At 37.3% G+C, this 16,173-nt stretch carries 17 protein-coding genes; 16 read left to right on the forward strand and 1 reads right to left on the reverse strand.

The window, feature by feature from the left end; translation table 11 throughout:
- The first annotated feature begins 13 nt into the window (after positions 1 to 13).
- From B154_RS0120090 to B154_RS29225, 16 genes are all read left to right on the forward strand, one after another.
- On the forward strand, positions 14 to 466 hold the full coding sequence (locus B154_RS0120090; protein ID WP_018616137.1) for a GatB/YqeY domain-containing protein: 453 nt from the start codon (positions 14 to 16) through the stop codon (positions 464 to 466).
- Between the two features lie 161 nt (positions 467 to 627).
- A complete protein-coding gene (locus B154_RS0120095; RefSeq protein ID WP_018616138.1) occupies positions 628 to 1,161 on the forward strand; it encodes a CvpA family protein in 534 nt (177 codons plus the stop codon).
- 156 nt (positions 1,162 to 1,317) lie between these two features.
- Positions 1,318 to 2,097: an alpha/beta fold hydrolase gene (locus tag B154_RS0120100; protein ID WP_018616139.1), complete on the forward strand. Its 780-nt coding sequence runs from the start codon at positions 1,318 to 1,320 to the stop codon at positions 2,095 to 2,097.
- A gap of 36 nt (positions 2,098 to 2,133) precedes the next feature.
- Positions 2,134 to 2,793, forward strand: coding sequence for a CBS domain-containing protein (locus tag B154_RS0120105; RefSeq protein ID WP_018616141.1), 660 nt, complete (start codon positions 2,134 to 2,136; stop codon positions 2,791 to 2,793).
- Between the two features lie 152 nt (positions 2,794 to 2,945).
- Entirely contained in the window at positions 2,946 to 4,364 is a 1,419-nt protein-coding gene (locus tag B154_RS0120110; protein WP_018616142.1) for a POTRA domain-containing protein, read from the forward strand.
- 226 nt (positions 4,365 to 4,590) lie between these two features.
- Complete coding sequence (locus B154_RS0120115; protein ID WP_018616143.1) at positions 4,591 to 5,472, forward strand: NAD kinase; 882 nt, start codon at positions 4,591 to 4,593, stop codon at positions 5,470 to 5,472.
- Positions 5,473 to 5,533: 61 nt separating this feature from the next.
- Positions 5,534 to 6,376: a type IX secretion system protein PorG gene (gene porG / locus B154_RS0120120; RefSeq protein ID WP_018616144.1), complete on the forward strand. Its 843-nt coding sequence runs from the start codon at positions 5,534 to 5,536 to the stop codon at positions 6,374 to 6,376.
- Between the two features lie 180 nt (positions 6,377 to 6,556).
- Positions 6,557 to 7,312: an undecaprenyl pyrophosphate synthase gene (locus B154_RS0120125; protein WP_018616146.1), complete on the forward strand. Its 756-nt coding sequence runs from the start codon at positions 6,557 to 6,559 to the stop codon at positions 7,310 to 7,312.
- Positions 7,313 to 7,455: 143 nt separating this feature from the next.
- The gene (locus tag B154_RS0120130) at positions 7,456 to 10,248 is read left to right on the forward strand and encodes a BamA/OMP85 family outer membrane protein (RefSeq protein WP_018616147.1); all 2,793 of its coding nucleotides are present in this window, start codon (positions 7,456 to 7,458) and stop codon (positions 10,246 to 10,248) included.
- 31 nt (positions 10,249 to 10,279) lie between these two features.
- Positions 10,280 to 10,795 carry an OmpH/Skp family outer membrane protein gene (locus B154_RS0120135; RefSeq protein WP_026260323.1) on the forward strand — a complete coding sequence of 172 codons (516 nt, stop codon included), beginning with the start codon at positions 10,280 to 10,282 and terminating at the stop codon, positions 10,793 to 10,795.
- A gap of 116 nt (positions 10,796 to 10,911) precedes the next feature.
- Positions 10,912 to 11,562: an OmpH/Skp family outer membrane protein gene (locus B154_RS0120140; RefSeq protein ID WP_018616149.1), complete on the forward strand. Its 651-nt coding sequence runs from the start codon at positions 10,912 to 10,914 to the stop codon at positions 11,560 to 11,562.
- 67 nt (positions 11,563 to 11,629) lie between these two features.
- Positions 11,630 to 12,466 (forward strand): glutamate racemase, encoded by an 837-nt coding sequence (gene murI / locus B154_RS0120145; RefSeq protein WP_018616150.1) that lies wholly within the window; start codon positions 11,630 to 11,632, stop codon positions 12,464 to 12,466.
- A gap of 225 nt (positions 12,467 to 12,691) precedes the next feature.
- Positions 12,692 to 12,847, forward strand: coding sequence for a 50S ribosomal protein L34 (gene rpmH / locus B154_RS31570; protein ID WP_071595313.1), 156 nt, complete (start codon positions 12,692 to 12,694; stop codon positions 12,845 to 12,847).
- Between the two features lie 78 nt (positions 12,848 to 12,925).
- The gene (gene rnpA / locus B154_RS0120150; RefSeq protein ID WP_026260324.1) at positions 12,926 to 13,336 is read left to right on the forward strand and encodes a ribonuclease P protein component; all 411 of its coding nucleotides are present in this window, start codon (positions 12,926 to 12,928) and stop codon (positions 13,334 to 13,336) included.
- A complete protein-coding gene (gene yidD / locus B154_RS0120155) occupies positions 13,320 to 13,550 on the forward strand; it encodes a membrane protein insertion efficiency factor YidD (RefSeq protein WP_018616152.1) in 231 nt (76 codons plus the stop codon). The genes rnpA and yidD overlap by 17 nt, the downstream gene beginning before the upstream one ends.
- A 55-nt stretch (positions 13,551 to 13,605) precedes the next feature.
- On the forward strand, positions 13,606 to 14,094 hold the full coding sequence (locus tag B154_RS29225) for a CHRD domain-containing protein (protein ID WP_018616153.1): 489 nt from the start codon (positions 13,606 to 13,608) through the stop codon (positions 14,092 to 14,094).
- Between the two features lie 134 nt (positions 14,095 to 14,228).
- Here B154_RS29225 and B154_RS0120165 read toward each other — a convergent pair whose 3' ends face one another.
- Positions 14,229 to 16,016, reverse strand: coding sequence for a DUF885 domain-containing protein (locus B154_RS0120165; RefSeq protein WP_018616154.1), 1,788 nt, complete (start codon positions 16,014 to 16,016; stop codon positions 14,229 to 14,231).
- Positions 16,017 to 16,173 lie beyond the last annotated feature (157 nt).

The following is a 16,173-nucleotide window of genomic DNA, read 5'->3' on the forward strand; positions in this document are numbered from 1 at the left end:
TCAAACAAAACATATGGGTCTCGAACAAAATGTAATGGCAGAGATGAAAGATGCCATGAAAGCCAAGAATGAAGCTGCTTTGCGCGGTTTAAGAGCAATAAAAGCAGCCATAATTATCGCAAAAACTTCCGAAGGAGCAGGTGGTGAACTCAAAGAAGAAGACGAAACAAAGCTTTTACAAAAACTTGTTAAGCAACGGCGAGACAGCCTTGAAATTTTCAAAAATCAAAACCGCGAGGACCTGGCCCAGAAAGAGCAGGAAGAAATAAGTGTGATAAAAAAGTTTTTGCCAAAACAAATGACCGGAGAGGAGCTGAGAACAGAAGTATCTAAAATAATTTCAGAGGTAGGAGCGAGTTCGCCGGCCGACATGGGTAAAGTAATGGCAGTAGCCTCAAAGCAGCTTGCAGGCAAGGCAGAAGGCAAAGCTATTTCTACTACCGTAAAGGAATTGCTTTCCAAGTAGGCTAATGTGTTTTAATTTGTCAAATGTATCGGTGCCGATTTTTTTATCCTTCTACTAGAGTTAGTTTAAGTTGTTTTTTAGGAGTTTTTCAAGTGTGCAATAGGGGGGCAAGCTATTGCTGTTGTCAAATTGATTAGAAAGTTATTTATATTTTTTTAGATATGGTCATTGATCTGATTTTCATAATGTTGATGATTCTTGCCGTATTTAAAGGAATAAGCAAGGGATTTATTGTAGCGGTATTTTCCTTGCTTGCTTTTATTGTGGGTCTGGCAGCCGCGCTCAAACTGTCAGCAACAGTTGCAAAACATTTACACGATAAAATGAATATTGGTGGATATTGGCTTCCGGTTCTTTCTTTTGCACTTGTTTTTATAGTTGTAGCATTTTTAATAAGATTTGTGGCGGGTGTTATAAAAAAGGCAGTAAGCATTGCTTTTTTAGGGTGGATTGATTCTGTAGCAGGAATGCTGTTATATGCAATTATTTATCTTTTGTGTTTTAGCGTCATTTTGTTTTTTAGCACCCGTATTCATCTCATAACTCCCAATGTTCAGGCAGCTTCAAAAACTTATTTCTTTATCGAGCCGCTGGGGCCTAAAGTAATTGGTGCATTAGGCAAATTTTTACCTTTTTTTAACCACATGTTCACCGATCTCAGCCATTTTTTTGAGGAGGTTTCGAAGAAGGTATAAAGTGCCGGTACTACATTTTTGCGACTTTTAGAGTATTTTAGCGTTAGCATCTAATTAACTGTTTTGATTATGTTTGTATTAATCAAAACAATCTTTGGTATTAATTGCGTTTATTTGTAGAAATAAGATTGTTTTGCCAATATACTATAACTGCAGATGAAATACGAAATCAAACAACAGGATAAATTTAAGTTTATAGAAGTCGGTGAAGGAGAACCTTTGGTCCTTCTGCATGGATTGTTTGGTGCATTAAGTAATTTTAAAGACCTGATAGAACATTTTAAGAACAGTTATAAAGTAATTGTACCCATGCTCCCCCTGTTTGAATTAGACATTTTTCATACTACTGTGGGAGGACTGGCCAAATTTGTTCACCGTTTTCTCGAGGCTCGCGGCTATACCAATGTTCACCTGCTCGGCAATTCCTTAGGTGGCCATGTTGCGCTCGTCTACATTTTAAAACATCCTGAGAGAATTAAAACATTAACTCTTACCGGCAGTTCCGGCCTTTTTGAAAGTGGCATGGGAGATAGCTATCCAAAACGGGGAGATAAAGAATACATTCGTAAGAAATCTCAACTTACTTTTTATGATCCTGCAAATGCAACAGATGAGCTGGTAAACGAAGTATTTGAAATAACAAACAACCGAATAAAAGTCATTAAAATAATTGCGTTAGCCAAAAGTGCTATTCGCAACAACCTTGGAGAAGAATTAAATCGCATTAAACAACCTACCTGTCTCATTTGGGGAAATAACGATACCATAACCCCTCCTTTTGTAGCTAAGGAATTTAACAGGCTTATCCCAAACAGTGAGGTACATTTTATAGATAAATGCGGTCATGCTCCTATGATGGAAGTGCCGTCAGAATTTAATGTTATACTTGAACAGTTTTTAAGTAAAAACAGGCAACCAGCAGCTATTCTGGCGTAAAGTTTGCCTTATTAATTAAAAACAAGGGACCTTTGAATGTTAGCAAATCAATTAATAACCGATCATTATCCTACAGTTGAGCCTGATGATAGAATTTTCACTGCCCTGCAGTTGATGGAAGACTTTGATATTCTTCATATTGCTGTGGTTACGGGTAACAAGTATCTGGGCCTTATCAGTAAAGATGATCTGCTTGATGCTGATGACGGTGCTGCCATAAAAATACTTTCTAACAATTTGCTTCAAAAATCGATCAAGTCTAACGAGCATTTTCTTTCTGCGCTTAAACTGGCTTCTCAATACGCTCTTTCCATAGTACCTGTAGTCAATAACGAACAGGAGTGGGTAGGGGCAATTCCGTATGTTGAATTATTAAAGGCTTCGGCAAAGTTTACAGGCGCCGAAGAACCTGGAGCTGTAATCGTGCTTGAGATGGAGCGAAAAAGTTATTCTTTTGGTGAGATAAGCCGCCTGGTAGAAACAAATGATGCTTACATAACCCAGTTTAATACTTTATTTGAAACCGAAACAGGTCTTTTAGTAGCAACGATAAAAATTAATAAATTAGAAGTTTCTGATATTCTTGCCACTTTTCAACGCTATGAATATAATATCAGGTATTTTATAGGTGAAGAACATTATGAAAATGAGCTTCGATACAATTATGACAATTTAATGTCTTATTTGAAAGTGTGAACCTCAGCACGGCTTAACGCAGATTAAAATTCAATTTGTTAATATAATCGCCTAACAAATTTTATTAATATTACCTTTCTACATTTACAATATAAACAAACCCCCGGGATTGACTTGTAATGCAAAATTTATGCAGGATACTGTTTTTATTAGTGATTTCTAGTTTTTCAGCAATACGCAGCTATTCACAATTGATTGAAAAAGCGCCTCCATCTCCCGTAACTGTTATTGCTCCACCCTCTGATACTGTTAATGCATTAATTAGCATTTCTGATATTATAATAACCGGTTACAAAAAAACCAAACCTTACATAATTCAAAGGGAAGTTCCCTTTAAAAAGGGGGAGTACCTTCTATACAGCAAACTTCACGAAAAGCTGAGCCTCTGTAAGCAACAATTAATGAATACCACTCTTTTTGTTGATGTGGATGTAAAACCTGTTGCTCTTGATAGTAGTCATATTTTTATTTTTATTGATGTAAAGGAACGGTGGTATCTTTTTCCCATTCCCTACTTTAAAATTGTCAGCCGCAACTTCAATACCTGGTGGGTCGAAGAAGATCATAATTTCAACAGAGTAGAGTACGGACTGAAGTTTATGCAAAACAACGTTAGCGGCAGAAACGACCACCTGAATTTGTGGTTTATTTCAGGGTTTACACAACAATTCTCTCTTCGCTATGATAATCCAAACATTGATAACAAACTCAAACATGGAATAAACATTGGGTTTGGCTTTAGACGCAACCGCGAATTAAATTATGGAATGGATTCAACGAAGCCAAACAAGATAGGGTTTGTAAAACAAGATAACCGTTTTATAATCAAACAAAATTATGTTGATTTCGCCTATACCTATAGACCGGCTATTCGAACAAGGCATACAATTAAAGCCTCTTACGCCAGTATTGGTATCGATGACCTCGTTTTAAAATTAAACCCTAATTATCTGGCTTCCCAAGCTAAAAGATTAAGATACGCTGATCTTAGTTACAACTTGTCTTACAGCAATTTAGATTACATCCCCTATCCATTAAAAGGTTTTGCGGGCGACGCAACCATTTATAAACGGTTTGGAAAAAACGCCAATATGTGGCAACTAAGCGGAAGGGGTAATTATAATATAAAATTCTCCCCTACTTCATTCATCCAGCTACAGGCAACGGGACTACTTCGTTTTCCTTTTAACCAACCTTATATATCTAATGGCCTTATGGGCTCAACCGACTTTTACATGCGGGGTTTAGAATATTACGTTATTGAGGGGGTTGCTGGTGGAGTAGCACGTGCAACAGTAAAAAAGGAAATACTGTCTTTTAACCTTCGAAATCCTATAGCCAGCAAGACGTATGATAAGATTCCTTTTCGTGTTTTTTTAAAAGGTTATGTCGATCTTGGCTATTCATATACGCCTAACTATGGTATTAGCAGGCTTAACAACAGGCTCCTTCGCACCTGGGGTGCAGGTATAGATATCGTTACTTTTTATGATATTGTCTTAAGATTCGAATATAGCTTTAATCAACTAGGAGACCAGGGGCTCTTTTTTCATACTCAGAACGATTGGTAGATTAAACAATTCTCTTTTCCTGTTGTCATAATCCAGAAATGTCAAAAGCAGATTTTGTTAGCGGGCAAAAAACATCTGTGAATCTTTTGTTGCGTCGCACTCTTGTGCATAATACCTTTGGGCGGCAATCTTTTATTATTCAAATAGCTGGTATTATAAACGATTGCTTTCTTTTACTGCTGTAACACTTATTAGTAACTTTAAAATTGCATACTAATTCATTTCCATGAAAGTAGCTATATATAGCCGCGGCCTCGACCCTGACCAGGAAGTGCAGCTGCTTACCTTGCTTGAGGAGCTCAGAAGGCATCGCATCCAGGCATGCTTGCATAAATCACTCGTTGGCCCTCATTCCGCAGTAAGTATGCTTCCCAGAGATTTTTCTGTATTCTCCCGGCATGAAGACCTTAACTCAAGTATAGATTGCATTATAAGTTTTGGTGGTGACGGTACCATGCTTGACTCCGCCACCCTGGTCCGCAATAAAAAAATACCTATTATGGGTATCAATTTCGGGCGACTTGGTTTTTTAGCAAGTATAAGTAAAGGTGAGCTTACCCTTGCAGTAGAGGCCCTCGCCAGTGGAAGATATATTATAGAAGAAAGAACGTTACTGCACTTAGACTCCAGTATCCCTTTATTTGGCGACGCCCCGTTTGCACTAAACGAATTTGCAATTCACAAACGCGACGTTTCTCCAATGATAAAAATTCATACTTATCTAAACGGCGAATTTTTAAACAGCTATTGGGCAGACGGAATAATTGTTTCAACACCTACTGGGTCAACAGGATATAACATGAGTTGTAATGGCCCTATTCTTTTTCCCGATAGTGCCAGTTTTGTAATAACACCAGTCGCACCTCACAATTTAAACGTTCGTCCGATCGTTATACCTGACAGCAATATCATCAGTTTTGAAGTAGAAGGGCGCACCGACGAATTTATTTGTACAATGGATTCGCGCCGCGAAATAGTTGAAAATGACATACAGTTGGCCGTAAAAAAAGAAGATTTTGAGATTTCCCTTCTTGTGTTAAATGAAAATACTTTTCTGTCAACTCTTAGAGAAAAGTTAACTTGGGGCTTCGATAAAAGAAATAAATAGCTAATTTGAAAGAAAATCGATTTTTTTGTAATAATAAAAATGGTGTTCTGCACTGATTAGTATGAAGAAAATAGCAATTGTAATCTTAGCTGGTATCATAAGTATTAGCAGCCAGGCCCAGGATATGAACAGTTATGTTCAGGAAGGCGAATTTGGACTAGCTATAGGAGGTGCACATTATTTTGGAGATATTAATAACCGTGCTGCTATAAATCGCCCCAAATTTAGCGCGGGAGCTTTTTTTCGTAAACAGTTTGGTAACTATATAGGTTTAAAAATTGCTGGAAATTATGCCCGCCTTGGGTACTCCGATAAGTATAGTAACAATGAAGTTCAACAGCTTAGAAACCTTAGCTTTAACACCAATATCTGGGAATTTTCCGTAAGCGGGGATTTTAATTTCTTTAAATTTTATCCCGGCATTTCAGGCTTTACTTATACCCCCTATATTTCTTTGGGAGTAGGCGTTTTCTCGTATGACCCTTATGCTTATCTCAATAATCAAAAATATTTTTTACGTTCTTTAGGTACAGAGGGACAGGGAAGCCCCTTATATCCTGCTCGCAAACCTTACGGCTCTATGGCGCTTTGCCTGCCGGTGGCTGTAGGTTTTAAATACAATGTCAATGAAAACATTAATGTTTTTGCTGAAGTAGGATATCGATTTACCAATACAGATTACATGGACGACGTAAGTACTTCTTATGCCCCTGATGCTTTTCCTTTAATGCCTAACGGACAACCTTCGCCGGCACAACTGTTGTCTGATCGCAGTTATGAATTTGGCCAGCCCATTGGCATAAAAGGTAGGCAGCGCGGTAACAGCACGCAAAAAGACGCTTACGCCATTGCCCAAATCGGCGTTTCTTTTAATATTTCTTCCTACCGTTGCCCAAAACCTTAATAAGAAAAAATATAATCAACAGAAGTATTTTAAAAATAACAGCATAAGAGATTTGTCCACTCTTATAGAAAAGAATTTATTAATACTTGGCGTTTTAATTATTTGGTATTATAAATCTTTTCCACTTAAATAATTCGTTTTGCTACCTTTGCCCCTTTAAAGAGGTTTTTCTCAATACAAATGCAGGATCTGAAAGAAAAAATTGACGTTTCCCGGTTGCCTAACCATATTGCTATAATAATGGATGGAAACGGACGTTGGGCAAAAGAAAAGGGAGAAGACAGACTATTTGGCCATTTTCATGGAGTTGAAAGTGTAAGAAATATTGTGGAAGGGTGTGCCGAATTAGGAATTGGTTACCTTACTCTATATGCTTTTAGTACAGAAAACTGGGACCGTCCGGAAAATGAGGTAAACGGTTTAATGGAGTTACTGGTAGATACCGTTAGACGTGAAGTTGACACGCTAAATAAAAATAATATTAAACTGCATGTTATTGGCGATATGAATATGTTGCCATCATACGCGTTTGATGAATTGCAGGAAGCACGAGAGATGACGAGCCACAATACCGGCTTAAACCTTGTTATGGCACTCAGCTATAGCAGCAGGTGGGAACTTGTAAATGCAGTGAAAAATATAGCTATTGATGTGCAGGCAGGAGAAATAGACCCGCAAAAAATAACACATAAAACACTTGAAAAATACCTTTGCACCAGTGATTTTCCTGATCCTGAGTTAATGATACGGACTAGCGGAGAATACCGTATTAGCAATTTTTTGTTGTACCAGCTAGCCTATGCAGAGTTGTATTTTACAAATACCCGGTGGCCTGATTTTCGAAAAGACAACCTCTATGAAGCCATTTTGGACTTTCAATCAAGAGAAAGAAGGTTTGGAAAAATAAGCGAACAGCTACAGGAAGAGATGAAATAGTATGATAAATATTAGCTTCGCGAGTTGTAAGACACTATTTAACAAACACTTTTAAATATTCCCGCTAATTTGCCGCAGATACACAAATCTAACTTCGTTAGCTGCAACATACCCGGCTTAAAAAACATTCAAATAAGCATTTAATGCGTAAAGTTTACAGACTCTTTTTATTTATAGTAGCAGCTTGCTGGTTTCATAGTAACGCTTCAGCTCAAATTATACCAAACCGTACTGATTCTACACAAAAACAGGCTACGATAGATACTGTCGAAAACGAGGCTAAAATTGACACATCCGGAAATACAGCTTCAATTGATGTTAATCTTGAAAATATCTTCAATCAAAAAACTCCTCACAAATATAAAGTAGCTAATGTTACTGTTACTGGTAATCAATATTTCGATGCAGCTTTGCTTGTTTCTATTGCCAATATAAATGTAGGGGATGAAATACTAATACCCGGCGGAGATAACTTTTCTAAAGCTATCAGCAATTTATGGAAGCAAAATTATTTCAGTAATGTTGAGATTTATTTAACTAAGGTTCAAGGTTCAAATATAGGTGTTGAAATTGCTGTAACTGAAAGACCAAGATTATCTTCTTTTTCATTTAAAGGAATTCCAAAAAGCCAGGCCGATGATTTAACTCCTAAGGTTGGGCTGGTAAGGGGAAGGATAGTTACAGAAAATAATCGTCGCGCCGCAATTGAAGCCATAGAAAAATATTACGCAGAAAAAGGTTACAGAGGTGTAAAAACAGTTATACAGGAAGCCAAAGATCCTAAAGTTGATAATTCTATAACCATGACTCTTACCGTTACTAAAGGTAACAAGGTCAAAATCAGCGATATTTATTTTAGCGATAATACAATTCCGGCACAAAGGCTTAAAAAGCAGATGAAGGGTACAAAAGAAATGACCCGGCTAACTGTTCATCCTCCGGTGGACACGGCTGGTTTTATATCAGGAAATCATTTAAGTTTTAAAGATTATCTACGGCATAATGGTTTTCTTACGTTTACTCAAACAAAAGAATTACTTGACCCATACATAAGACTGAAACTTTCTTCAGCTAAGTACAATGAAAAAAAGTACCAGGAAGATAAAGAAAAGATTTTGGACTATTATAACTCCCTGGGGTACCGTGATGCAGCAATCGTATCTGATACACAATATTATAACAGCAAGGGTAATCTTAATATACATCTTAAGGTAAATGAAGGTCACAAATATTATTTTGGAAATATAACCTGGCGGGGTAACACAAAATATTCGGACAGTGTTTTAGCAAATATTCTGGGAATTCAGAAAGGGGATGTTTATGATGTTGATATATTAAATAAAAAATTAGGGAAGGAATTATCGCCTGAAGGTGGAGATATAAGCGGCTTATACATGGATGACGGCTACTTGTTTTTTAGAGCAGAGGCTGTTGAAACAGCGGTGTATAACGACACAATTGACCATGAAATTAGGATAGTGGAAGGTCCGCAGGCTACTCTTAAAAACATTCGTATAGCAGGTAATGAAAAAACGAAAGAACACGTCATACGGCGTGAGCTAAGAACAATACCAGGAGAAAAATTTAGCCGCACTGATATTATAAGGTCTACCCGCGAACTTGCGCAGTTGAACTTTTTTAACCAGGAAAAAATAAATCCGGGTGTAGTGCCTAATGCCGACGATGGTACTGTGGACATAAATTGGACTGTAGAAGAAAAATCAAGTGACCAGCTCGAACTGAGTGCGGGCTTTGGTGGCGGCATTGGTCTGACGGGAACTTTAGGAGTTACTTTTAACAACTTTTCTATAAATAATATATTTAAAAAATCAGCCTGGCAACCGTTACCGACCGGTGATGGTCAAAAACTTAGTGTGCGCTTTCAAAGTAACGGTAAGGCGTTCAGGTCCTATAATATTTCATTTACCGAACCGTGGTTAGGAGGTAAGAAAAGAAATTCATTTACGGTAAGTATTTACGATACAAAGTATAGAAACGGAATTTATAACTACCAGACGGGGTATTACAATTTTGGTGCAAATGACTCATACATCCAAACGTCAGGGGCAAGCATAAGCCTTGGCAAACAATTAAAATGGCCCGATGACTTCTTTAGCCTTGTAACTTCGTTAAATTATACCCGCTATGTTTTAAAAGATTATGCAATCTTTCAGGGTTTTAGCAATGGAGTATCTAATAACGTAAACGTGAAAGTTGCATTACAGAGATCTTCGGTCGATCAGCCTATTTTCCCAAGAAGTGGCTCAACGTTTTTACTAAGCGGTCAGTTTACGCCTCCGTATTCTTTAATTGATAAGAACATAGCCACAACTGCAAATCCTTATAAATTTGTCGAGTATCATAAATGGAGGTTTAATGGTGAATGGTATGTACCTATAGGCAAACCATCTGGCGCGGAAAGAAATAAGCAATTTGTTTTGAAAGCAGCAGTCAAATATGGATATATAGGCAGGTATAATAATAAGCTTGAGGTCTCTCCTTTTGAGCGTTTTCAACTCGGGGATGCAGGTTTAAGTAATAATTTCGCCCTGTTAGGTTATGATATCATTGCTCACCGTGGTTATCCTGTTTATGAAACCAGTGATCCTAAAATTAACCCTGACCAACAAAGTGCTTCAAGATTCTTTACAATGTTTAACAAGTACACGATGGAACTTCGTTACCCATTGAGCTTAAACCCCAGCAGTACCATATTTGCTCTTGGGTTTTTTGAGGCAGCAAATGGCTGGTACAGCATGAAAGAATATAACCCGTTCAAACTGAGACGCTCTGTCGGCATAGGTATGCGGTTTTATTTACCTATGTTTGGCTTGTTAGGGTTTGACTATGGAATAGGCCTGGATAGATATACGCCGAATGGCGGGTTAAAAGATGCAGCCCGATTTACCTTTATGTTGGGATATGAACCTGAATAATATTAACTTTCAAAAATTTCAATTACTACATATGAAAAAGTTATTATTTATTGTATTTAGCTTAATACTAACAACTGCAACTGTTTCTGCCCAGCGGTATGCCATCATTGATACGAAGTATATTTTAGACAAAATGCCTGAGTACAAAGACGCAGATAAGCGTCTAGCTGAGACGAGCCAGCAATGGCAAAAGGAAATAGATGATAAACAGGCTCAGTTAAACCAGATGTATCACAACTTTGATGCTGAGCAGGTAATGCTTACCGATGATTTGAAAAAGAAAAGGGAAGATCAGCTTTTCAACATGGAAAAAGAAATAAGGGATTTACAAAAAAAGCGTTTTGGCTTTGAAGGAGATCTTTTTAAAGAAAGGCAAAAACTGGTAAAGCCTGTACAGGATAAAGTGTATAATGCTATTCAAAAAATGGCAGTTAACAGGGGGTATGATTTTGTGCTTGATAAAAGTGAAGGAATTACGGTTATCTTCGCCGACCCAAAATTGGATAAGAGCGAAGATGTGTTGAAGGAACTGGGAATAAAAAGTTAGTTTGCTACATTTATTTATAAACACTAAAAAAACAAAGTGGCCATCTGCATTAGGTAAATAGCATTAAGATTGCCTAAGTGAAAACAAAGGGCCGATTGAAATTAAAAAAAGAAAAAATGAAAAAAGTTTTATTTGTGGTGTTGGCTTTTGCAGGAAGTTTTATTGCTGCCAACGATGCCAATGCACAAGCCGGTGGAAAAATCGGTGTTTTTGATATTGATATAATGGTACAGGCAATGCCTGGGTATCGTACTGTTGATAGCTTACTTCAGCTATATCAGCAGGATTCATTAAGAAGCGAATATGATTTTGCAGTAAAAGAATACAATCGTTTAGACAGTAATTATAAAGCAGATTCAGCCGCTAAAAAATCTGCAACAGTTTTAAATTACCAGAAAGACCAGAGATCACAGGTTGCTACTACAATCGTTTATTGGCAACAGATTTCTCAACAGAAGACAGAACAAAAAAGACAGGAACTGGCTGCACCTATGTACGAGAAAGTGCTAGGCGCCTATAGTAAAGTGCTCCAGGCAAACAATTATCTTGTTGTGTTAAAACCTGGTGCTTACGAAATGGGATCAAAAGTTGAAAATGTTTTCGAAAAAGTTGCAAAGGAACTTAAAATTACGCTTCCAGATCAATTAAGAAGCCAGGGTCCTGCACAAGAACAGCCAGCCGCTCAACCCGCTGCCCCAGGAGCACGTGCTGTTGCGCCTGCTACCCGCCCTGCTGGTACAGCAAAACCTGCTGCAAAAAAGCCGTAGAAATTAAACAATAATTAGTTTTAATGAGAACCATGCAGATTTTGCATGGTTCTTTTATTTTTGCTACATGTCTATAAAAGGCCCAATTGGTGTTTTCGATAGTGGATATGGTGGTTTAACTGTTCTAAAAGAAATAGTAAAACTTCTTCCGGCATATGATTACGTTTATTTAGGAGATAATGCACGGGCACCATACGGTCCTCGTTCTTTTGAAACTGTTTATCATTATACATGGGAGTGTGTACAATGGTTCTTTAAGCAAGGCTGTTCTCTCGTAATTCTTGCCTGTAATACAGCATCTGCCAAAGCTTTGCGAACAATACAACAAAATAATTTGCCGGACAAATGGGCAGGGAGAAGGGTATTGGGTGTAATAAGGCCAACTACTGAACGCATTGGAGAATTTACCAAAACTGGTGAAGTTGGGATTTTAGGAACAAATGGAACAGTACAATCGGGATCATACGTGATTGAAATAGAGAAATTCTTTCCGGAAATAAAAGTTTATCAGCAGGCTTGTCCTATGCTGGTACCATTAATAGAAAACAATGAGTATGAAACCGAAGGAGCAGACTTTTTTGTAAATAAATATTTGAAAAACCTTTTAAACCAGTCTAATAAAATTGATACAATTCTTCTTGCCTGTACCCACTACCCTTTGCTAAAAAGTAAGTTTGAGCAGTTGTTACCTGCTGGCGTTACAGTTATATCACAGGGAGATATAGTAGCCGGAAGCCTGGCTAATTATTTAAAAAGGCACCCCGAGATAGAAGAAAAATGTAGTAAAAATGGTAAAATAGTTTTTTATACTACAGACTCTACAGAAGATTTTAATAAGCAAGCAACTACCTTTTACGGCCATACTGTAACATCTAATCATTTAGATTTAACTCTTAACCTGTAAAATTTTACAAATGCAAAAGGGCAGGCAGTTGTCAGGAATAGTTAAAGAACTCTATTTTCTATTAATCCATTTACTTTTTAAAGACTAATCTATAAATTTTTTTATAGTACTTATTATATTTAAATAAAAAGCACTACTTTTGCCGTCCTTTCACCATAGCAGTACTAATGGGACGTACAGCTACTGTTTGAAAACTTTATTTGCGGGCTTTGTAAAAACTAGAAAATGAAACGTACATTCCAACCTCACCGTCGCCGCCGTAAATCTGTACATGGATTTCGTAAGCGTATGGAATCTGCTAACGGGCGCAAAGTATTAGCGAGCCGTCGTAAGAAAGGCCGTTTGAAACTGACAGTTTCAGACGAAAAGAGATTAAAATAAACGGCATTAGTTTGTCCGTTTTGCATAATTAGCCCTATCTGTTAAGATAGGGCTTTAATTTTGTAAAAAAAAGTATTTATTTCAAAGCATTTCACATACAACAAGCAAGAAAAGTTAAAAAGCAGAAAGCTGATTGAAAGTTTGTTTAGAAAAGGCAAAAGTGTGTCTGCTTTTCCACTTAAAGTTTTATACGATTTTACAGAAGATACAGCAGTACCCTTACGTGCCGGAGTAACAGTAAGTAGCCGAAAGTTTAAAAAGGCTGTAGAAAGAAACAGGGCGAAAAGAATTTTACGTGAAGCGTACAGGCTTCAAAAATTACCTCTTCAGCATATCTTAAAGGAAAAAAGACTTGTTATAGTACTTTTTTTTATTTACACAGGAAAAGAATTACCAGTCTTTGCAGAAGTTTATGAAAAGATGGGAATAATTTTACAGAAGCTACAGAATAATATTTTAAAGTTACAGGCAATTGAGACAGATTTCTAAAATAGTTACATACCCTTTTATTCTGCTGATAAAGATATACCAGGTTGGCATTTCTCCCATAATAGGCCCTAAATGCCGCTTTACACCTACTTGCTCGCAATATGGAAAAGAAGCTTTGCAAAAATATGGAATTTTCAAAGGTGGTTGGTTGACGCTGAAACGAATAGGAAGATGCCATCCCTTTGGGAGCCATGGATTTGATCCGGTTCCATAATTTTTATGAAAAAAAAATTTAAAGTACTATTTTGTGTTAAATAAAATTTTTATTTATGAAAACAGTATTTGGCTTCACTGCCCGTCTTCTCATTTTTGCCGTATTGATTGCTGGCATTTATTCATACAAAAATGTCAATTCCGACCTGAACATTTCAGCAGCTAATAATGATTCAGTTACTAAAAAAGGCATAGCGCTAACTGGTGATCAGGAAGTGCCAGCTGTAAGCCCTAGTGGGTCAGGAACACTAGATGTTTCTTACGATAAAAGTACTAAAACACTTTCATACTCCGCTAGCTGGACTGGTATGACAGACAGTGTAACTATGATGCATTTTCATGGCCCGGCAGAAAAGGGAACAAATGCGGGAGTAGTATATCCTATACCTGATTTTACACCCGGTACAGCAGGCACAGCAAAAGGAACCGTTAAACTGGATGAGGTAAAATTAAAAGAAGCAGATTTGTTAGGTGGTAAATGGTATTATAACATACACACAAAAACTCATCCTGGAGGGGAAATAAGGGGACAAGTAGAATTTTAAACGAATAAGTAAATCAGTAACGTAATGCAAAAGAGGGTGCCTTTAATGCACCCTCTTGTTTTGTTGTCTTCTAAGCACAAACGATATGAACTACTTTGTGCGGGGTGAAGTATCCCTACCAGGGCTATATAAACTTAATTCTTGTCCCGTTTTCTGCTCGCCCAGTCGTCCATCTTACGTTCCAATACGTCTAATGGAAGTGCACCGTCTTTTAAAATGTTATCGTGAAAATCTGCCAGATTAAAATTGCTTCCTAACTCTTTCTGGTATTTGTTCCTTAATTCAGCAATTTTTAAGGCGCCGATTTTATAACCTAATGCCTGTCCCGGTATTGCCATATATCGTTCAATTTCCATTGTTGCATATTGTTCTCCGGCAGCTTCATTTGCCATCATGTATTTTATAGCATCTTCTCTTGTCATATTTTTTGTATGCAACCCTACATCCACTACCAGTCGGATGGCCCTGTGTATTTCATCGCCAAGGGCTGCCATATATTGGTAAGGGTCGGTATATAATCCTAATTCTTTGCCTAAAGATTCACAATACAATGCCCAGCCTTCGATATAAGCATTATTACCACCAAAGCGACGAAATTTTGGAAGACTTGTATCTTCCTGCTGTAGCGATATCTGGTAATGATGTCCGGGAATGGCTTCATGTAAAAACAAACTTTCCATCCCGCTTGTAGAATTGAATCTGGTAGCATCTAAAATAGGCACGTAAAAAATACCTGGACGTGTTCCATCAGGAGAACCTTGGCTATATTCTGCACTTGCGCTTGCTGCCCGAAAAGCCTCAGTTTGCCTTATTTGAAAAGGTGTTTTCGGAACATGATTAAACATCTTTTTAAGATTAGGCTCAATCTTTTTATGAATATTTTCAAAAGCTGCTAATACTTCCTGTGGCTTTTTGTAAGGCATGAATTGTTTATTGTTCTTCATAAACTCAAAAAATGCCTGCATGTCTCCCTTAAAACCAACCGCATTTTTCACGCTGTCCTGCAATTTGCCAATTCTTGCAACTTCTTTTAGGCCTGTCTGGTAAATTTCTTCAGGTGTTTTATCTGTAGTTGTTTGTGCCCGGATTAAATACTGATAATACTCTTTTCCATTTGGCAGAGAGCTGATGCCTGATGTCGTTCTTGCTTTTGGTAAATATTCATTTTTAAGAAAATCTCCCAACTTTTTGTAAGAAGGAATTAGCTGCTGATGAATTAATGTGATAAAAGCTGCGGTAAAACGAGCTTTATCGGCCTCGGAAAAACCTGGAGGGAATTTTTTTACAGGACCATAAAACAAACTTGCTGTGTCTTCGCTGACCTGCATGGCTTCCATTTCCGGAATCATTTTTACAACCAAAGCTTTTGGTAGAACATAATTTGCAGCAATACCTTTTTTAAAATATATGATGGAACTGTCTGCCCATGCACCAAATTTAGAAGCCCTGCTTATCCAATCGTCATAATCTTTGACTGTTTTAAATGGTTGATTTCCTTCTCCACTGCCAAGCTGGCCCAGAGTTAGTGGCAAGCCCCAAAACTGTTGGAAAGGAATAAAATTCTCCGGAAAACCTAACCCTTCGAGGTTTATTTGCATTTCTCGCTTAAAAACATCGTAACTGATTTTGTCCTTATCATTCAAATTTTCCCTGTCATATTTCGAGATATAAGTTAAATACTGGTTGTAAAACTTTTTTAATGAATCACGATAACCATCGGTAAAATCAACGGGTAAAAGATTATTGTACCTGGTATCGCCAATAGCCGTCGCCTCAAGTGGATAAAGTTGTAGCCGCTGTTCATAGTAATTATTAAAAAGAGTAGCAAGTTCCTTATTATCTTCTTTTCCGGGATTGGTATTACTGAGCTTGCAAGCCGAAACAGAAACTAGTGCAAAAGCAAAAAATATGATTTTTTTCATTCTGATCGTAAACCTTTAATTATTTGATCAAAATAACAAGAATATGCCTCTTAAATGATGTTAATAGTAACTTTTTATAAAAAAAGTTGAAGATCTTCTTTAATAGCTTTTCTAAAACGAATTGCAGGATTAAATATACAAGTCGGGCCAATAAAAA

Source organism: Segetibacter koreensis DSM 18137 (assembly GCF_000374045.1).
GTDB lineage: Bacteria > Bacteroidota > Bacteroidia > Chitinophagales > Chitinophagaceae > Segetibacter > Segetibacter koreensis.